This window comes from Bradyrhizobium sp. (assembly GCF_035652035.1).
GTDB lineage: Bacteria > Pseudomonadota > Alphaproteobacteria > Rhizobiales > Xanthobacteraceae > Bradyrhizobium.
In genome coordinates, this window is record NZ_DASREO010000018.1 from 1 (window position 1) to 17,533 (window position 17,533).

Genomic DNA, 17,533 nt, shown 5'->3' on the forward strand with positions numbered 1-17,533 from the left:
TCCTGATCGATCGCGGATGCGCCGATGATGGCGTAGTCGACCTTGAACTGCCCGATGAGGCTGGTTGCGGTCGATCCGATCACCGCGCCATCGGCGCGGCGCACCGCGCCGCCGGCCACGATGACCTCGATGCGCGGAAAGCGATAGAGCAGCATCGCGACGTTGAGGTTGTTGGTGATGACGAGCAGATCTTCATGCGAGGTGAGTGCGCTCGCCACTTCTTCGGTCGTGGTGCCGATATTGATGAAGAGCGAACAGCCGTTGGGGATCAACGCCGCCGCCGCGGCGCCGATCGCCTTCTTCTCGTCGGCGGCGACGAACCGGCGCGCTTCATAAGCGAGGTTCTCGACTCCGGAGGCGATGATGGCGCCGCCATGGATGCGCGTCAGCGCGTGATGGTCGCAGAGGTCGTTGAGATCCTTGCGGATGGTCTGCGCCGACACCTCGAAACGGCGCGACAAATCTTCCACCGTCACGCGGCCTTGCGCGCGCGCGATGTTGAGGATTTCAGTCTGGCGGTTTGAAAGATCGTTCAACGCGGCACCTGTGTGTGGCGGTTCAGAAGTCCGTATCATTTGCACCGCGAGTTCGTCATGCGGACTTCTGAACCAAAGCCACACACGACAACAATAGCTTTGCTAGTGTCCTTTCGATTCCGAAGTTCGAAAAGTGGCTGCGTAACATGCTACGAACTTCGGAATCAGGACACTAGCCAACGAGATGCCGCCTATGGTGCGGCGGTTTCGCGAGCCGGTCAACGCCGCTGATGTGAGTTAACCAACCTAAGCCCGTGAAACGTGCGCCGACACGCACTGCCAGCGGCCGTCGATGACGTGCCAATCGTCGGTGTAGCGGCCGGCGCCCGCGGCGCCGTCGGGCCTCACATAGGTGGTGCGGGCGTGGATGATGGCGTGCGTGCCGAACAGGCGGATCAGAACGTTGTCCTCGCGAATATTCTTCACCGTCGAACCGCGGCCGATCTGCGCCAGAAAGGCGGCGCGATCGATGATGCTTCCGTCCGGATTGGTGTTGAAGAAGTCTTTGGCGAGATTGGCGTCGAACCAGGCAACGTCGGCTTCATCGACCGAGCGCACATAGTTCCGGTTGAGATCGGCAAGTGTTTTCCTGTGAGCGGCTTCGTCGGTCATGATGCTTTGCTCTCCGTCGTGATGGCGACGTTATGAAGCAAGGCGCGATTACACAAATGACAATTTGCAATGGATCTCATCTGAATTCCTGATGCTGAACCCGCCGGAAGTGGCCTTGCCACGCGCCAGACGTCTTGTCAGTATGATGGCAACATGCGCCGGCAACAGGCGCAACAAAGGGAGGCCAGGGCAGGATGTCACGCATGCGATATCTGTTTCTCGCAGCCATTCTGGCTTTTGCGGCGCCGCTCGCGCCAACGCGCGCGGCCGACAAGGTCACGCTGCTCCTGAACTGGTACCTCTATGCCGAGCACGCGCCGTTCTTCCTCGGCAAGGAGCGCGGATACTTCGAGAAAGAAGGCATCGATCTCGATATTCAGGAGGGGCGCGGTTCGGTCCCCACAGTTCAGGCGGTCGCGGCGGGAACGGCGACGTTCGGCTATGCCGATCTTGCCTCAATCCTGAAGGCCGCCGACAAAGGGGCGCCGGTCGTGGTCACAGGCGTGCTCCTGCAAAAAAGCCCGATGGCGTTCATTGCCCTCGCCGAGAAAAACATCCGCTCACTGCAGGACCTCAAAGGCAAATCGCTCGCGCTCACGCCGGGCGACTCGCTGTCGCAGATTCTGCCGCTGGTGCTTGGAAAAGCCGGCCTGAAGGAAAGCGATCTCACGATCATCGCCGGCGACAACAGGGCAAAGCTCAATGCCGTGATCAACGCGCAGGCCGACGCGATGCTCGGCTATTCCATGGATCAGAACCTGCGGATCGCAGCCGCAACGCACAAGGAGGTGACGACGCTGCCATTCGCCGATTACGGCGTGAACCTCGCAAGCTCGTCGATCGTTGCCGCGAAGGCCACCGCAGAGAAACAGGCCGATCTCGTCTCGCGCTTCATGCGCGCGGCGACGCATTCCGTCGCCGATGCCGAGAAAGATCCTGCTGCTGCGGTCGACGCGATGCTGAAGGTCAGCCCCAAGGCAGGGCTGCGTGAGGATCTGATCGAGGGGTTGAAGCTGACCATTCCGCTCTATCACACCAATGCGACGAATAGCCTGCCGCCGTTCCGCGCCGATCGCTCTGAGGTGAAGGCGTCGGTCGATCTGCTCGCGCAATCCGGGACCATCAGCCAGGCATCTGCTGGGCGCATGGACGACTTCATCTCGTTCAAGTTCCTGCCGAACTGATCGCCTTACTCTGGAGAACAAGAATGGCGAATGCCGCAAGAATCAAAACCACCACGGTTGGCTCCTATCCGATCCCCGACTGGCTCGTTGCTCTGCCGTCCGAGCAGGCGCTGCTCGATGCGACGCGCGTCGTGATCTCGACGCAGGAGGAAGCCGGCATCGATGTCGTCTGCGACGGCGAGCTCTACCGGTTCGATATCAATCATCCCGAAACCAACGGCATGATCGAATACTTCGTCAAGCCGATGTCGGGCGTCGGCCAGGAGATCGAATTTGCCGAACTGATGAAATTCCGCGAACTGCCCGGCATGAAGTTTCGCACCCGGCCGCCCGGCATGGTGACGGGACCGCTCCGCAGCGGCTCGCTCGATCTGCCTGTCGCCTGCGAGCGGGCGAGAGCGATGGCGACGCACCCGTTCAAGTTCACGCTGACCGGGCCGCACATGCTGGCGAAGACGCTGATCAATCGCCACTACAGGGATCGCCGCGAGCTCGCGCTCGCCATTGCATCTGTGCTCGCCGAGCAGGTGGCGCATCTCGATGCCGATATCGTTCAGCTCGATGAGGCCAATCTGCCGGGCCATCCCGAGGAATGGTCTTGGGCCACTGAATCCATCAACGTCGTGCTCGATGCGGTCAAGACCAAGGCCGCGGTGCATCTGTGTTTTGGCAACTATGGCGGCCAGTCGATTCAAAAAGGCAGCTGGAAGAACCTGATCGATTATCTCAACGCGCTTCACGTCGATCACATCATCATGGAATGCGCGCATCGCCCCGTCGACGAACTCGCCTTCTTCAAGGAACTTCGGCCGGAGATCGGCTTCGGCCTTGGCGTGATCGACGTCAAGGTGACGGAGATCGAGACGCCGGAAGCGGTGGCGCGTTCGATCGAGCGGGCGGAAAAGCTGCTCGGGCCGGGCAGGGTGAAATACGTTCACCCCGATTGCGGCTTCTGGATGCTGAAGCGGACGATTGCGGATGGGAAAATGCGCGCGCTCGTGCGCGGGCGTGATCTCTATGAGGGACGGGCGGGGTAGGCTTGATCTGGCGGCAGGGTAGTTCACCTCTCCCAAAGGGAGAGGGAGCGCACCACCGTTGGTGAACTATTCGAGCTTTATCCGTCTCTAGCTTGTGATCAGCTCGGGATGTCGTGCGGCGAGGCCGTCGGCGATGCGCAGGACTTCCGACAGGTGCGCGCGAATGGCCTTCTCGGCCTTGTCGGCGTTGCCTCTGATGACGGCGGCGAGAATGTCGCGGTGCTGCTCGATCAGGAGATTCACCGGCGTCACCGCGGGCAGGCTGAGGATGCGCAGGCGATCGAACTGTACTTTCTCGCGCTCGATGATGGCCCACACGCCATGCAGCGACGCACCTTCCGCGAAGGCGCGGTGAAACATGTCGTCGTAATGCGTGAACCGCTCCGGATCGCGGCGTGAGGCCATCTGCTGCGCAATCGCCGCTTCGCATTTGGCGATCGCATCGGTCGGCAGCTTTTTCTCGCAGGCACGGCGGATGATCGCGACCTCCAGCGCCTCGCGCACCAGCCGGCCCTGTTCCATCGCTTGCAGCGAGATCGCGCTGACGAAGCTGCCGCGCTGCGGCCGGACCTCGATCAGCCCGTCTTCGACCAGGCGGATCAGCGCCTCGCGCACCGGCGCGCGGCTGGTGCCGAACCGCGCCGCCAGTTCGTTCTCGGACAGCCGCACGCCCGGCTTGAGCCGCAGCGCGGCGATATCCCGCCGCAGCGTCGCGTAGATCGACGGATCGGGCTCGCTTTCGCTGTCGATCTTTGGCTCGATCCTGGGCTTTCGAATGGTCGCCATGTCGGAGGTCTCGGTCGCCGCCGGTCCATCAAATTCAATTCTGGTCGACTAGTCGACCAGAATGCGATACAAGCTAACGGCCGCACCCTTTCCTGGCAACAACAATGTATCACGACTGCCCGGCGTCGCCGGCCGAGCGCGTCGAGATGACCAAAACCAGCTAGCGATGTCTCAGCCCTTGTCTCGTCTCGATGATCGCACGCTGGTTCAGGCGAAGGCTGGCGTGCGACGGCCGTCATACGATCGAGCGCGCCTCGCCACCGGCATCGTGCATCTCGGTCTCGGCAACTTTGCCCGCGCGCATCTCGCAGATTACGTCGAGGATGCGCTCGAGGCTGGCGATCGAGGCTGGGGCGTCGTCGGCGTCAGCCTGCAACGCCCCGACCAGCGTGACCGGCTCGCGCCGCAGGATGGGCTTTACACGGCCCTGCAACGCGATGGATCGGAGGTTCGGCCGCGCATCATCGGCTGCGTGAAACAGATTCTGGTCGCGCCGGAAGATCCCGCTGCCGTCATTCGCGCGATGGCCAGCGAAGCCTGCCGCATCGTCAGCCTGACCGTCACCGAGAAGGGCTACTGCTTCGATGCCGGCTCGGGCCGGCTGAACTTCGATCATCCGACCATCGCGGCGGACTTGCGCGATCCCGATCAGCCGCGATCGGTCTTCGGTTTGCTGGCCGCCGCGTTGCGCGCGCGCCGCGCCGAACGTCTTCCGCCCTTTACGGTGCTGTGCTGCGACAATCTTCCGGACAACGGCCGGCTGGTCGCAAGACTGCTCGATGAGTTCGCTCGCGCCGGGGATCAAGCGCTGGCCGACTGGATCGCGAGCCGCGGCGCGTTTCCCTCGACCATGGTCGATCGCATCGTGCCGGCGACGACGGACGCCGATCTGGCCGCGGCCATTGAGGCGACCGGCCTCACAGATCTCGCACCGGTCAGCCATGAGCCGTTTCGCCAATGGGTGATCGAGGACCGCTTTGTCGGTGGCAATCGTCCCGCCCTGGAAAAAGCCGGTGCGCAGTTCGTCGATGACGTTGCCGCGTATGAGCGGTTGAAACTGCGCATGCTCAATTGCGCGCATTCGGCGCTGGCCTATCTCGGCTGTCTCGCAGGTTATGCGACGATCCGCGACGCCGCGGCCGATCCGGTGTTCCGGAAATTCATTTTCGATCTCTGGCGCGAGGAAATCATTCCGGTCGTTCGCGCGCCTGATGGCGTCGATCCGCACCAATATGCCGACACCGTCATGCACCGCTTCGACAATGCGGCCATCCTGCACAAGACGACGCAAGTCGGCTCCGACGGTTCGCAAAAGCTGCCGATGCGCCTGCTTCCGACGGTCCGCGAGCGACTGGAACGGGGAGCGCCGATCGCGCGCGTGGCCCATGTCGTCGCGGCGTGGATTCGCTATCTCGATGGCGGAGACGATTGCGGAGGCGCGATCGAGATCAACGATCCCTTGAGAGCGACGCTGCAAGCGGCGCTTGCCTCGGCGGGCAACACCGCCGAATCCAAGGTAGCGGCCATTACCGGATTCGCCCAGGTCTTCGGCGAGCTTTCCGATAACAACCTGTTCCGCAGCGCCGTCCTGATGGCCTACGTCTTCATCGCCGGTCGCGGCGTGCAGGCGGCGACGTCAGCGCTCACCAAAGTCACCAACCAATAACAAGGAAAAGATCGTGGAACAAAGCTGGCGCTGGTTTGGTCCAAACGATGTCGTCAAATTGCACGCGATCCGCCAGGCGGGTGCGAGCGGCGTCGTCACGGCGCTGCACGACATTCCCTATGGCGAGGTGTGGAGCACAGCCGACGTCCAGGCGCGGCAGGCGCTGATCTCGGCCGATCCGTCGCTGGGGCTGCGCTGGAATGTGGTCGAGAGCCTTCCGGTGCACGAGCGCGTCAAGCTGGGGGACGGCGACCTCACCACCATCTTCGACAACTATCGCGCCTCGATGCGCAATCTTGCGGCCTGCGGCATCAAGATCATTTGCTACAACTTCATGCCGGTGGTCGACTGGACGCGAACGCAACTCTATCAGCCGCTGCCGGGCGGCGGCCGCGCGCTGCGCTTCAATATCCACGAGTTCGCGGCGTTCGAGTGCTTCATGCTCAAGCGAAACGGCGCGGAGGCGGATTACTCGAACGCGGTGCTGACGCGCGCACGCGACTGGTTCGACCGTTCGTCGCAAGCTGATCGCGACCGCCTGATCTCGACCATCATGACCGGCCTGCCCGGTGCGTTCGATCGCTACGATATCACAGGCCTGCAGCGCATGCTGGATCGCTACAGGGGCGTCACGGCGGATGTGCTGCATGACCATCTGGCGCGCTTCCTTCGCGAGGTCGTGCCCACGGCGGAAGAATGCGGCATGCGGCTTGCCATCCATCCCGACGATCCGCCGCGGCCGCTGATGGGCCTGCCGCGCATCGTGTCGACCGCGCAAGGCATCGAGCGCGTTCTCGCCGCGGTGGATTCACCCGCCAACGGATTGACCTTCTGCACGGGCTCGCTCGGCGCCGGTGTCGCAAACGACGTGCCGGCGATGGCGCAGCGGTTTGCCCGCCGCACGCACTTCGTCCATCTGCGCAATGTGCGCAAGGAGGCTGACGGTTCGTTCGAGGAGGCCGAGCATCTGGCCGGCGATACCGACATGTTCACAGTCGTTGAAACCTTCCTGCGCGAGCAGGCGCGGCGGCGCGAGACGGGCGATGCGATGTGGCGGCTGCCGTTCCGGCCCGATCACGGCCATGAACTGCTCGACGACGTCGGCAAGCAGAGCTTTCCCGGCTATTCCGCCATCGGCCGTCTCAAGGGTCTTGCCGAGTTGCGCGGCCTGATGACGGGCATCGCGCGGGCGCGGGATTTGCCGGTTTGAATCTGACTCGACGTCGTCATGGCCGGGCTTGACCCGGCCATCCACGTCTTCCTTGCTGGATTGAAACAAAGACGTGGATGCCCGGCACTAGGCCGGGCATGACGAAAAACGTTATTCGCGGTCTTTTAACCTGCCCAACCCAGATGCGACAGAAACTCCTTCGTTCGCGCGACCTGCGGCGCGTCGTAGATCTGCTGCGGCGGGCCCTGCTCGATGATCGCGCCCTTGTCCATGACGACGACCCAATCGCTGACGCGCCGTGCAAATGCCATCTCGTGGGTGACGACCAGCATGGTCATGCCTTCTTCGGCGAGCCGCTTCATCACCGCCAGCACTTCGCCTACGGTCTCGGGATCGAGCGCGGAGGTCGGCTCGTCGAACAGCATCACCTCGGGCTCCATCGCGAGCGCCCGCGCAATGGCAACGCGCTGCTGCTGGCCGCCCGAGAGCTGCGACGGATAGTTGCCCGCTCTGTCCGACAGGCCGACTTTTGCGAGCAGCGCCGTCGCGCGCTCGACAGCCTCGTCGCGGGAAATGCCAAGCACCGTCACCGGGCCGACCACCACATTTTCCAGCGCGGTCTTGTGCGGAAACAGCTCGAAATTCTGGAACACCATGCCCATGCGCCGGCGCATTAGCCTTAAGCCCTTGCCGTCGCTCGGCAGAAGCTGGCCGTCGAGCAGGATCTCGCCGCCGTCGATGCGCTCGAGCCCGTTGGTACATCGCAGCAGCGTCGACTTGCCCGAGCCGGACGGGCCGATCAGGCAAACCACTTCGCCCTTGCGCACCTCCATGGAGACGCCGGTCAGCACCGTCACGGCGCCGAAGCGCTTGATGACGCCGCTGTAGCTCACGACTGGGGTCGTGCCTTGCGCTTTGCGCTGCGAAGTTTCGGAAGCGGTCGTCATTCGGCGCGTCCCCAACGGTGATTGATCCAGTCGACCAGCTTGGCCTGCGGATAACCCAGCACCCAGTAGATGGCGGCCATCGCGGTCAGCACTTCCAGCACGCGGAACGTTTGGGCCCTCACACGTGTCGCGGCATAGGACAATTCGCCGACCGAAATCACCGAGACCAGCGAAGTATCCTTGAACAGCGAAATCCAGGTCGATGCCAGCACGGGCAGAACGCGCTTGATCGCCTGCGGCAGCACGACGATGCGGAACGCCTGCCACGGTGACATGCCGAGCGCGTAAGCCGCTTCGCTCTGGCTCTTGCGGATCGAGGCAATGCCGGCGCGAAAGGTTTCGCCATTATAGGCCGACACGTTGAGGCTGAGCGCGATCAGTCCCGTCACCAAAGGCGAAGCGGACAGGCCGCTCATGACCGGCAGCTCGTAGTAGGCCATGTAGATCACGAGGATCAGCGGAACGTTGCGGAACAGCTCGGTGAAGGCGGTGGCGATCGCCGACAAAACGCGGATGCCGGAGATCCGCATCACCGCGAGCAGGATGCCGCCGGGCACGGCAATCGCCATGGTTGCGACTGCGAGAAAGATCGTGACCTTCACGCCGTCGAGCAAGGCGCCGATATTGTTCCAGACGACGAGCCAATCGAATGTCATGATCGACCCAGATGCGCCAGACGTCCGTAAGCGAAATCGACGATACGCGTGACCGGAAACAGGATCAGGAAATAGACCGCGACCGCGACCGTGAAGATTTCGATCGGATGGAAAGTTTGCCCGGCGACGGTCTGCGAGCGGTTCATGTATTCGGGCACGGCGATCACGGAAGCGATCGCCGTATCCTTGATGGCGATCGAAATCACCGAGCCGAACGCCGGCAGCATGCGGACCACCGCTTGCGGCAGGATCACCGTGCGCAGCGCCTGCCACAGCGACATGCCGAGCGCGGAGGCCGCCCAGAGCTGACCCTTGCGGATCGACGACACGCCGGCGCGAACGATTTCGGCGACGTAGGCCGCGATATGGACCGTCAGCGCGACGAGCGCGGCCCAGAACGGCGGCAGCACCGCGCCGGTCAGGATCGGCAGCGCGAAATAAGTCCATACCAGCACCACCAGCACCGGAATGGCGCGCATGGAATCGACATAGAAGGCGATGGCGAGTTGCAGCGGCCGTGGACCGTAGTGGCGCAAGAGCCCGATTGCGGTGCCGACCAGAAGGCTCATCACGACCGAGCACAGCGACAGGGCCAGCGTCAGCTCAAGCCCGCCGAGCAGGAAGGAGGCGTTGTCCAGAACAGGTGACCAGTCGAATTCCATCGGCGCAAGACTTCCGGGGGCAAGACTTCGCTAGTTTGGCCTTCGTTGCGGCTCACGGGACTGGAAGAAGAGGGCAGCGTTACGCGTAAGCGCAACGCCGCCACGGGGACCAGAAGGCTAGTTCATCTTGTCGACGACATGCTGTTCGGATTCGACCAGTTGCGGGTGGATCGACTTCTCGACCGCGCGAAGCCACTCCAGGAATTCGCCTTGGTTCTTGTCGATCGCCGCGCCCACCGGCTGGGCTTTTTCCGTCGAGTCCTGGCAATTGTTGGCGCTGGGAAGCACGGCGAGGCCTTTGACCTTGCGGCTCATTGGCACGTAGGGAATGCGATTGATCGGCGCAGCGTCGGCGCGCCGTGCCATCACGTCCTCAAGCGGCGCGGTGGCGCCGGAATTGACGACGCCGACGAGCTTGGCCTTCGGAAAGCGCTGCTTCACCCAGCCCTCTTCGCCGGCGCCGACGAAATAGGCGATGGTGAAATCAGGCGAGTTCAGATCGTCGACGCTCTTCGCAGCCATGAACTTGGCGTTGTCGGCGCGGCCGAACATGCAGACGGAGGTGTTGGAATAGAGCACGAAGTCGACGACCTTGTCGCGGTCGGGGTTTTGCGCGAGCGGCGTCACGGAAATGTCGACCTGATTTGCCGCGAGCACCGGCACCTTGGTCTCGTGCGAGACCAGAACCGGCTCGAGCTTGACGCCAAGCCGCTTGGCCCATTCCTTGGAGAGCTCCCATGCCGGTCCCGACCAATGTTCGCCGCTGCCTGAGGTGTTTTCGACCAGCCACGGCGCATTGGCGAGAACACCGACGCGAAGTGCGCCCGCCTTCTTGATCGCGTCGATGCGCGCGCTCTTTCCCGGCGGGGGAGCGTCCTGCGCCCGCACCTCGGCGGCCGGCGGCAAAAACACGGCAAGAGACAGTGCCAAAAGCGTGGCTGCCCGCGTCCTGTTCGGCGTCATCCCGTTCCTCCCCTTGTTTCTTGTAGACTAGTCGACAAGTTGGGAGAACGCAACGATTTTGGGCGGGAAGGAAATGGGCTGCGATCGGGCGCAACAAGGTAGCGGAGTGCTGAACTGCCGCCTCGTCATTGCGAGGAGCGAAGCGACGAAGCAATCCAGAGCCACGCGTGGGACTCTGGATTGCTTCGTGGAGCCTGTCATCGGGCGCGCATTCGCGCGACCCGTTGGCTCGCAATGACGGGGCTGGTATCGCGTCGGACGGCTACTTTTTGTAGCTGTGCATAAGCGCACTTAACCTGCGCGCTGAAAACTGCCGTAAGTGCCTTTGTGAAACACCAGCGGATTGCAGGCGATGTCCTCGCCCGACAGCACTTCGCCGAGAATGATGTCGTGGTCGCCGCCCCTGTGGATCGCAGCGACGCGGCAACAGAGCTGCGCCGCCGCGCCTTTGAGCAGCGGCAATCCATCGGCAGAGAGGTCGAGCGCCAATCCCTTGAAGCGGTCCGTGCCGGATTCGGTGAAGCGCGCCGACAGATCGGACTGATGCTGGCCCAGAATGTTGACCGCGAAACGCCCGCTGCTGCGGATCGCTAGGCCCGTCGTGCTGCCGTCGCTGACGCAGAACAGCAGCATGCACGGCTCCAGCGAAACCGACGTCAGCGAATTCACGGTCGCGCCGAACCATTCGCCCTTCGACGCGGTCGTGACGATGGCGACGCCAGTCGCGAACGCGCCCATGACAGAGCGAAAGCGCTTGGGATCGATGGAAGAGACCTGCTTGTTCATTTCGCGATGATCTCCTTCGACATCAGGAGGGCTTACGCCGTCCCGATGTTGTTATTGTTTCGACGCGTTTTCTTCACGCGAACCGGTACCCACCCACGGACCAAGTCCGAGGGCATGCTTCGCTTGAAAACGCTATGCGTGCTACTTCTTCATCATGTGGTAACTGAGCTCGCCGGGATCGGTGAGATCAGGCACCCGCCAACCGTCGAGGTCGTATTCTGCCATGCAGTCCTCAGCAAAACCTTTAAACCGGTCGGCATTCCCGGATGCTTGTGCGCCGAACAGGCAGTAGCGGCGGATTTCTTCGGTCGAGCCGCCGTAGTTGATCTCGTAAAGTTCGTGCCGGCCGCCGAATTCGCTGCCGATACAATCCCACAGCAGCTTGAGCAGCTTCACCCGCTCCTCGGCCTTGTAGCCGTTGGAGCCGCGCAAATAGCGATCGAGATAGGGACGGATCTCGCCGTTCTTGAAATCGCTGGAATGGCTGTTGAGGTAGATCAGACCGGACGCGACGGTCTGCTCGATCAGATATTTCACCTTGGTGTAAGCCATGGTGGCGATGATCTGGTACGCGTTGCCCGGATCCATGTTCGGCAGCTTGTAGTCGCCGATCCAGGGCTTCGGATCGCGCACCATCGCGTCCGACAGGCTCCAGAACAGATTGCGCCAGGCGATCACCTCGCCGACATTGGCCTGCACGCCGCGATAGTCCTTGGTGCCGGCGGCTTCCGTTGCCTTCAACAGGAGCCCGCTGATGAAGTCGAGTTTCACCGCAAGGCGCGTGCAGCCGTGCACGACGAAACGCGGCAGGAAGCCGGTGCGCGGGAAGAAGTTGTTCGCCTTCTCGATGTCGCCATAGACGAACACGTTTTCCCAGGGCACCAGCACCTTGTCCATGATGAAGACGGCGTCGTTCTCGTCGAGGCGGCTTGAGATCGGATAGTCGAACGGACTTCCCATCACGCTCGCGCTCATCTCATAAGAGGTGCGGCAGATGAACTTCACGCCGGGCGCATTGGTCGGCACCATGAAGACGACGGCGAATTTCTTGTCCTGCAGCGGAATCAGGCCGTGATGGGCGACGAAGGTGTAGTTCGTCAGCACCGAGCCGGTCGCGACCACCTTGGCGCCGGAGACGACGATGCCGGCATCGGTCTCCTTGTCGACATGGCAGCAGACGTCGGCGACTTCGTTCGGCGGCCGGTCGCGATCGACCGGCGGATGGATGATCGCGTGATTGATGAAGGGCACGCGCTCCTGGCTGAATTTGTACCAGCGTTTTGCGTTGTCCTGATACGGATCGTAAAAATCCGAATTGGCGCCGAGCGTCGCAAGGAAGGCTGCCTTGTAATCCGGCGCGCGGCCCATCCAGCCATAGGTGAGCTTGGCCCATTCCGCGATCGCGCTGCGGCCCTGGATCATCTCGTCCATGGTCTTCGGCGCCTTGAAGAAGGCGTGCGTCACGCCGCCATTGCCGGTGTCGGTCGGCAGCAGGATCTTGTCCTTGCGCTTGTCGTCATGCAGCGCATCGTAGAGGCGGGCGACCATGCGCGAGGTGTTGCGGAACGCCGGATGCTTGGTGACGTCCTTCACGCGCTCGCCGTAGATGTAGACGGTGCGATCGTCGCGCAGCGATTCCAGATATTCCGCGCCCGTCTGCGGGCGTGAGACCTTGACGTTGCCGGTCTGCTCGCCCGGAACCGCCTGTGTTGCCGCCTGCGCCTTGCCTGCCATCGTGCCGTCTCCCCTCGTTGTGACGTTCGATTATCGAACGAGTGTCCGTATTTCGAACTTAGGCGTGACGATACGGCCGCACCCAATGGTTGGCAAGGGCAGTAGCGTTTTCGAGCGAAGTGGGCACCGGTTCGCGTGAAGAAAACGCGTCAGACAAAAAGCTGCCAACAAAACCGCGTGCTTGAGTGCTCGTTAGACCGTGAGCGAGGAGACCTGCGCGGCGAGGCGGTTCAGCGCGGGCAAAAAATGCTCGCGCATTTCGCTGCGCGTGGTGCGCGTCGAATGCGTGGAGAGATTGATGGCGCCGACTGCCTGGCCGCTGCGATCGAGCACGGGGACGGCGAGCGCGCGCAAACCCCGCTCCAGTTCTTCATCGATGATGGAGAAGCCTTGTTCGCGATCGTCGCGGATGCGGTCGAACAGCGCCTGGATGTCGGTGATGGTCTGCGGCGTATAGGCCTCGATGCGCCGCGCGTTCAGCCGCCGCCAGATCTCGGCCTCGTCGAGGTAGCCGATCAAGGCCCGCCCGAGCGCGGTATGCAGCGCCGGCAGGCGGCTGCCGACCGACAGCGCCGCCGACATGATGCGCCGCGCCGGCACGCGCGCGACATAGACGATGTCGCTGCCTTGCAGAATTGCGGCCGAGCAGGATTCGCCGAAACGCTCGGAGAGTTCGCGCATCAAGGGCAGCGCGCGGTCGATCCAGCTTTGCGTCGACAGATAGGCAAAGCCGAGGTCGAGGATGCGCGGCGAGAGCGAGAACGACCGGCCGTCCTGCTCGACATAACCGAGCTGGTTCAGCGTGCGCAGCACGCGCCGCGCGGTGGCCCGCGACAGCTCGGCCACGTGCGCCGCTTCCGACAGCGTCATGCTCGGCCGTTGTTTGCCGAACGCGCCGAGCACCGCGAGGCCCTTGGCGAGCGTCGTCATGAATTCCTTGTCTTCGCGGTCGTCTTTGGCGGGCGGCAAAGCGTCTGACATGAGGCGGGCTGTTGACTCCGTGGAATCCTTGGCGGAGACTGGTCGGCATACGAACGCATGTTCGAATATCGAACGCCGGTCCGGCTGTCAATCCGACAGATGAACGAGAATCCGGCGCATCCATGAGGGGAGGACGCGCAGATGACCTGCCAGAACACCAGCTCGTTTGATCGCCGGAAAATCGATCGCCGCACGCTCCTGAAATATTCGGCGGCGTCGACTGCTGCATTGTCCGTCGGTTTGAAGTCGCCGGCGATCGCGCAAACCAAGGCCGTCAAGCTCGGCTACGTCACGCCGCAGACAGGTCCGCTCGCCGCCTTCGCCGAGGCGGACAATTTCATCCTCGCCAATTTCAAGGAAGCGACCAAGGGAGGCATCAAGGTCGGCAATGCCACCGTGCCGGTGGAAGTCGTCGTCAAGGACAGTCAGTCCAATCCGAACCGCGCCGCCGAGGTCGCGAAAGATCTCATCGTCCACGACAAGATCGATCTGATGCTGGTGGCATCGACGCCGGAGACCACCAATCCGGTTTCGACCCAGTGCGAGATCGAGGAGGTGCCGTGCATCTCCACCATGGCGCCATGGCAGCCGTGGTTCATCGGCCGCCAGGCCAATCCCGGCGGCGGACCGCCGGCCTGGAAGAGCTTCAATCACACCTATCATTATTTCTGGGGGCTCGAGGACGTCATCGCCGTCTTCACCAACATGTGGGCCCAGGTCCCGACCAACAAATCGGTCGGCGCGCTGTTTCCGAACGACGGCGACGGCAACGCCTGGGGAGACAAGGTCGTTGGCTTTCCGCCGGTGCTCGACAAGCTGGGCTACAAGCTTACCGATCCCGGCCGCTACCAGAACCTCACCGACAATTTCTCGGCGCAGATCGGCGCGTTCAAGTCAGCCAATTGCGAGATCGTCACCGGCGTGGTGCTGCCGCCGGATTTCACCACCTTCTGGAAGCAGGCGTTGCAGCAGGGTTTCAAGCCGAAGGTCGCTTCCGTCGGCAAGGCGATCCTGTTTCCCGTCGCCGTCGAGGCACTGGGCAAGGACGGCCACAACCTGTCGTCGGAAGTGTGGTGGACGCCGAGCCATCCGTTCAAGTCGTCGCTGACGGGGATGACCGCCAAGGACCTCGCGGCGGGCTACGAGGCAGCGACGAAGAAACAGTGGACCCAGCCGATCGGCTTCGTGCATTCCCTGTTCGAGCTCGCGGTCGACGTGATGAAGCGCACGCAAGATCGGGAAAGCAAGGCGATCACCGCTGCGATCGCGGCCACCAATCTCGATACGGTCGTCGGCAAGGTGCAGTGGAACGGGGCGAACCTGCCGCCCTTCGCCTCCAAGAACGTCACCAAGACGCCGCTGGTCGGCGGACAGTGGCGTTACAAGGACGGCAAATACGATATTGTCATCACGGACAACAAAACCGCGCCGGCGATTCCCGTCGGCGGCAAGATGGAAGCGATCGCTTAAACCAGGCGATCCGTGTTGACACTGCATGCTGCTGGATGTCGCTGGCTTGAGGAAAAGCTTCGGCTCGATCGTCGTCGCCGATGGCCTCGATCTGGCCGTGGCATCTGGCGAGGCCGTCGGCATCATCGGACCGAATGGTGCCGGAAAAACCACGCTGTTCAACCTGATCGCGGGCAGCTTGTCGCCGAACGCTGGCAGCATTCGGTTCGATGGTCACGACCTTGCGGCCGTATCCGCGCAAGGCCGCTGCCGTCTTGGTTTGGGCCGTACCCGCCAGATCCCGCAGCCATTCGAAAAACTGACCGTGTTTGAGAATCTGCTGGTCGGCGCGGTTCACGCGCGCGCCAGGACCGAGCGCGAGGCCGCGCAGTCCTGCGGCGAAATTCTGGAACGGCTGGGCCTCTTCAAGCGCGCCAACACGCTGGCCGGATCGCTGACGTTGCTGGAACGCAAGCGGCTCGAGATGGCGCGCGCGCTCGCCACCGAGCCGCGGCTATTGTTGCTCGACGAGATCGCCGGCGGCCTCACCGAAGGCGAGTGCCTCGAACTAGTCGAGACCATCAAGGTCATCCACAAAAGCGGAGTTGCGATTCTCTGGATCGAGCATGTGGTGCATGCGCTTGTCGCCGTGGTCGATCGCCTCATCGTGCTCAATTTCGGCCGCAAGATCGCCGAGGGCGTGCCAAAGGACGTGATGCAGCGTAACGAAGTGCGCCAGATCTATATCGGCATCGAGGCGTGAGACATGCCGCTGCTTGAGACGAAGAACCTCACCGCCTTCTACGGCGACTTCCAGGCGCTCTACGGTATCGACACAGCGCTGGAAAAGGGCGAGACCATCGCCATCATCGGCGCCAACGGCGCGGGCAAGTCGACCTTTCTCAAAGCTATCGCCGGCCTCATTCATGCCGCGCCGGACAGCATCCTGCTTGATGGCGAGCCGATCGGCGCACGCCGCGCGGCGGACATCGTCAAATCAGGCATTGCGCTGGTGCCTGAGGGACGACGGCTGTTTCCGTCGCTGACCGTTGAAGAAAATCTTCGCATCGGCGCTTACGGCAACCGCACGAAAGGTGCGTGGACGCTCGAGCGTGTGTGTCAATTGTTTCCGATCCTCAAAGAAAGGCGGCTTGCGGCGCCGTCGACGCTGTCGGGCGGGCAACAGCAGATGGCCGCGATCGGCCGCGCGCTGATGAGCAATCCGCGCATCTTGTTATGCGACGAGATCAGCCTCGGTCTCGCGCCGATCGTCATATCAGACATCTATGCGGCGCTGCCGCAAATCAAGGCCGACGGCACCAGCATCGTGCTGGTCGAGCAGGATATCGTTCAGGCCATGAAGGTCGCCGACCGCGTCTATTGTTTTCAGGAAGGTCGGCTCTCGCTGGCCGGACGCCCCGGCGAGCTGACGCGCGATTCCATTCACCGCGCCTATTTCGGGCAATGACATGACCGGCTGGGAAATGACGGGATGGCTCGACGCACTGATCCAGGGAATTCTGCTCGGTGGGCTCTATGCATTATTTGCGGCCGGACTGTCGCTGATCTTCGGCGTGATGCGGCTGGTCAACCTCGCCCACGGCGACTTCATCGTGGTTGCGGCCTATGCGATTCTTCTCATCGCCGGTGCGCTCGGTCTTGATCCGTTCATCGCGGCGCTGATCGCGCTGCCAATTCTCTTCGCTATCGGTTTCGCGCTCCAGCACGTGCTGCTCAATCGCACGCTCGGTCGCGACCTCTTGCCGCCGCTGTTGGTGACGTTCGGGCTTTCGATCATCATCCAGAACGGGCTGTTGCAGCTGTTCTCGGCCGACAGCGTGCGCCTGCGCTCGGGCGCGATCGAAACTGCCTCGATTGCGCTTGGCGGCGGCATTGCCGTCGGTGTCGTGCCGCTGCTCACGCTCGTCTCCGCAATCGCCGTCATCGTGCTCCTCAACTTCGTGTTCTACCGCACCACCATCGGGCAGGCGTTCCGCGCGACATCGGACGATCTCGAAATCGCGCAGCTGATGGGCATTGACGTCAACCGCATCTTTGCGATTGCGATGGGGCTTGCCTTTGCCGTGATCGCGATTGCCGCGCTTTACCTCGGCCTGCGCGCGAATTTCGATCCGACCATCGGCCCTGCGCGGCTGCTCTATGCGTTCGAGGCCGTGATCATCGGCGGCCTAGGCAGTTTCTGGGGCACGCTTGCGGGCGGCATCGTGCTTGGCGTCGCGCAGACCGTCGGTGCGCGCATCAATCCGGAATGGCAGATCCTCTCTGGCCATCTCGCGTTCCTCATCGTGCTCGTGATCAGGCCGCGCGGCCTGTTTCCGCGCGCGCTGGATTGAGGGGAGGCG

General features: G+C 62.7%; 18 protein-coding genes. 8 read left to right on the forward strand and 10 right to left on the reverse strand.

The window, feature by feature from the left end; genetic code table 11:
• On the reverse strand, positions 1–536 hold a 536-nt coding region (locus VFB05_RS06615), incomplete at its 3' end, for a DeoR/GlpR family DNA-binding transcription regulator (RefSeq protein WP_325010231.1).
• A 246-nt stretch (positions 537–782) separates the two neighbouring features.
• Positions 783–1,148 (reverse strand): nuclear transport factor 2 family protein, encoded by a 366-nt coding sequence (locus tag VFB05_RS06620; protein ID WP_325010233.1) that lies wholly within the window; start codon positions 1,146–1,148, stop codon positions 783–785.
• 203 nt (positions 1,149–1,351) lie between these two features.
• Here VFB05_RS06620 and VFB05_RS06625 point away from each other — a divergent pair, with 203 nt between their 5' ends.
• Together VFB05_RS06625 and VFB05_RS06630 are read left to right on the forward strand one after the other, a co-directional pair.
• Positions 1,352–2,332, forward strand: coding sequence for an ABC transporter substrate-binding protein (locus VFB05_RS06625; protein WP_325010235.1), 981 nt, complete (start codon positions 1,352–1,354; stop codon positions 2,330–2,332).
• A 23-nt stretch (positions 2,333–2,355) separates the two neighbouring features.
• Positions 2,356–3,369, forward strand: coding sequence for a cobalamin-independent methionine synthase II family protein (locus VFB05_RS06630; protein ID WP_325010237.1), 1,014 nt, complete (start codon positions 2,356–2,358; stop codon positions 3,367–3,369).
• 87 nt (positions 3,370–3,456) lie between these two features.
• On the opposite strand, the gene VFB05_RS06635 is transcribed toward VFB05_RS06630, so the two are convergent.
• A complete protein-coding gene (locus VFB05_RS06635) occupies positions 3,457–4,155 on the reverse strand; it encodes a GntR family transcriptional regulator (RefSeq protein WP_325010239.1) in 699 nt (232 codons plus the stop codon).
• A 166-nt stretch (positions 4,156–4,321) separates the two neighbouring features.
• Between VFB05_RS06635 and VFB05_RS06640 the strand changes: the two genes are divergently transcribed.
• Both VFB05_RS06640 and uxuA read left to right on the forward strand, forming a co-directional pair.
• The gene (locus tag VFB05_RS06640; RefSeq protein WP_325010241.1) at positions 4,322–5,821 is read left to right on the forward strand and encodes a mannitol dehydrogenase family protein; all 1,500 of its coding nucleotides are present in this window, start codon (positions 4,322–4,324) and stop codon (positions 5,819–5,821) included.
• Positions 5,822–5,834: 13 nt separating this feature from the next.
• On the forward strand, positions 5,835–7,031 hold the full coding sequence (gene uxuA / locus VFB05_RS06645; protein ID WP_325010243.1) for a mannonate dehydratase: 1,197 nt from the start codon (positions 5,835–5,837) through the stop codon (positions 7,029–7,031).
• Positions 7,032–7,156: 125 nt separating this feature from the next.
• Here the strand turns inward: uxuA and VFB05_RS06650 are convergent, their stop codons facing one another.
• The 7 genes from VFB05_RS06650 to VFB05_RS06680 all read right to left on the reverse strand — a co-directional run bounded on the left by VFB05_RS06650 (position 7,157) and on the right by VFB05_RS06680 (position 13,721).
• A complete protein-coding gene (locus VFB05_RS06650) occupies positions 7,157–7,939 on the reverse strand; it encodes an amino acid ABC transporter ATP-binding protein (RefSeq protein ID WP_325010245.1) in 783 nt (260 codons plus the stop codon).
• Positions 7,936–8,595: an amino acid ABC transporter permease gene (locus VFB05_RS06655; protein WP_325010247.1), complete on the reverse strand. Its 660-nt coding sequence runs from the start codon at positions 8,593–8,595 to the stop codon at positions 7,936–7,938. Before VFB05_RS06655 ends, VFB05_RS06650 begins: the two co-directional genes overlap by 4 nt.
• The gene (locus VFB05_RS06660) at positions 8,592–9,257 is read right to left on the reverse strand and encodes an amino acid ABC transporter permease (RefSeq protein ID WP_325010249.1); all 666 of its coding nucleotides are present in this window, start codon (positions 9,255–9,257) and stop codon (positions 8,592–8,594) included. The genes VFB05_RS06655 and VFB05_RS06660 overlap by 4 nt, the downstream gene beginning before the upstream one ends.
• A gap of 117 nt (positions 9,258–9,374) precedes the next feature.
• Entirely contained in the window at positions 9,375–10,220 is an 846-nt protein-coding gene (locus VFB05_RS06665) for a substrate-binding periplasmic protein (protein ID WP_325010251.1), read from the reverse strand.
• A gap of 291 nt (positions 10,221–10,511) precedes the next feature.
• Entirely contained in the window at positions 10,512–11,006 is a 495-nt protein-coding gene (locus VFB05_RS06670; protein WP_325010253.1) for a flavin reductase family protein, read from the reverse strand.
• Positions 11,007–11,147: 141 nt separating this feature from the next.
• The gene (locus tag VFB05_RS06675) at positions 11,148–12,740 is read right to left on the reverse strand and encodes a 4-hydroxyphenylacetate 3-hydroxylase N-terminal domain-containing protein (protein WP_325010255.1); all 1,593 of its coding nucleotides are present in this window, start codon (positions 12,738–12,740) and stop codon (positions 11,148–11,150) included.
• 192 nt (positions 12,741–12,932) lie between these two features.
• Entirely contained in the window at positions 12,933–13,721 is a 789-nt protein-coding gene (locus VFB05_RS06680) for an IclR family transcriptional regulator domain-containing protein (RefSeq protein WP_325010257.1), read from the reverse strand.
• Between the two features lie 141 nt (positions 13,722–13,862).
• Between VFB05_RS06680 and VFB05_RS06685 the strand changes: the two genes are divergently transcribed.
• Genes VFB05_RS06685 through VFB05_RS06700 form a run of 4 tightly spaced genes read left to right on the forward strand, consistent with a single transcriptional unit; the run spans position 13,863 to position 17,524 of the window.
• Positions 13,863–15,191: an ABC transporter substrate-binding protein gene (locus VFB05_RS06685; protein ID WP_325010259.1), complete on the forward strand. Its 1,329-nt coding sequence runs from the start codon at positions 13,863–13,865 to the stop codon at positions 15,189–15,191.
• Between the two features lie 25 nt (positions 15,192–15,216).
• The gene (locus VFB05_RS06690; RefSeq protein ID WP_325010261.1) at positions 15,217–15,933 is read left to right on the forward strand and encodes an ABC transporter ATP-binding protein; all 717 of its coding nucleotides are present in this window, start codon (positions 15,217–15,219) and stop codon (positions 15,931–15,933) included.
• Between the two features lie 3 nt (positions 15,934–15,936).
• On the forward strand, positions 15,937–16,638 hold the full coding sequence (locus tag VFB05_RS06695) for an ABC transporter ATP-binding protein (RefSeq protein WP_325010263.1): 702 nt from the start codon (positions 15,937–15,939) through the stop codon (positions 16,636–16,638).
• A gap of 1 nt (position 16,639) precedes the next feature.
• Positions 16,640–17,524, forward strand: coding sequence for a branched-chain amino acid ABC transporter permease (locus VFB05_RS06700; protein ID WP_325010265.1), 885 nt, complete (start codon positions 16,640–16,642; stop codon positions 17,522–17,524).
• Positions 17,525–17,533 lie beyond the last annotated feature (9 nt).

Bases quoted from the DNA above. Each gene is read 5' to 3' on its own strand.
- VFB05_RS06700 (WP_325010265.1), top strand. From the start codon at position 16,640: ATGACCGGCTGGGAAATGACGGGATGGCTCGACGCACTGATCCAGGGA.
- VFB05_RS06650 (WP_325010245.1), bottom strand. From the start codon at position 7,939: ATGACGACCGCTTCCGAAACTTCGCAGCGCAAAGCGCAAGGCACGACC.
- VFB05_RS06640 (WP_325010241.1), top strand. From the start codon at position 4,322: ATGTCTCAGCCCTTGTCTCGTCTCGATGATCGCACGCTGGTTCAGGCG.
- VFB05_RS06625 (WP_325010235.1), top strand. From the start codon at position 1,352: ATGCGATATCTGTTTCTCGCAGCCATTCTGGCTTTTGCGGCGCCGCTC.
- VFB05_RS06620 (WP_325010233.1), bottom strand. From the start codon at position 1,148: ATGACCGACGAAGCCGCTCACAGGAAAACACTTGCCGATCTCAACCGG.
- VFB05_RS06695 (WP_325010263.1), top strand. From the start codon at position 15,937: ATGCCGCTGCTTGAGACGAAGAACCTCACCGCCTTCTACGGCGACTTC.
- VFB05_RS06670 (WP_325010253.1), bottom strand. From the start codon at position 11,006: ATGAACAAGCAGGTCTCTTCCATCGATCCCAAGCGCTTTCGCTCTGTC.
- VFB05_RS06690 (WP_325010261.1), top strand. From the start codon at position 15,217: ATGCTGCTGGATGTCGCTGGCTTGAGGAAAAGCTTCGGCTCGATCGTC.
- VFB05_RS06630 (WP_325010237.1), top strand. From the start codon at position 2,356: ATGGCGAATGCCGCAAGAATCAAAACCACCACGGTTGGCTCCTATCCG.
- VFB05_RS06660 (WP_325010249.1), bottom strand. From the start codon at position 9,257: ATGGAATTCGACTGGTCACCTGTTCTGGACAACGCCTCCTTCCTGCTC.
- VFB05_RS06665 (WP_325010251.1), bottom strand. From the start codon at position 10,220: ATGACGCCGAACAGGACGCGGGCAGCCACGCTTTTGGCACTGTCTCTT.
- VFB05_RS06680 (WP_325010257.1), bottom strand. From the start codon at position 13,721: ATGTCAGACGCTTTGCCGCCCGCCAAAGACGACCGCGAAGACAAGGAA.
- VFB05_RS06675 (WP_325010255.1), bottom strand. From the start codon at position 12,740: ATGGCAGGCAAGGCGCAGGCGGCAACACAGGCGGTTCCGGGCGAGCAG.
- VFB05_RS06685 (WP_325010259.1), top strand. From the start codon at position 13,863: ATGACCTGCCAGAACACCAGCTCGTTTGATCGCCGGAAAATCGATCGC.
- VFB05_RS06655 (WP_325010247.1), bottom strand. From the start codon at position 8,595: ATGACATTCGATTGGCTCGTCGTCTGGAACAATATCGGCGCCTTGCTC.
- VFB05_RS06635 (WP_325010239.1), bottom strand. From the start codon at position 4,155: ATGGCGACCATTCGAAAGCCCAGGATCGAGCCAAAGATCGACAGCGAA.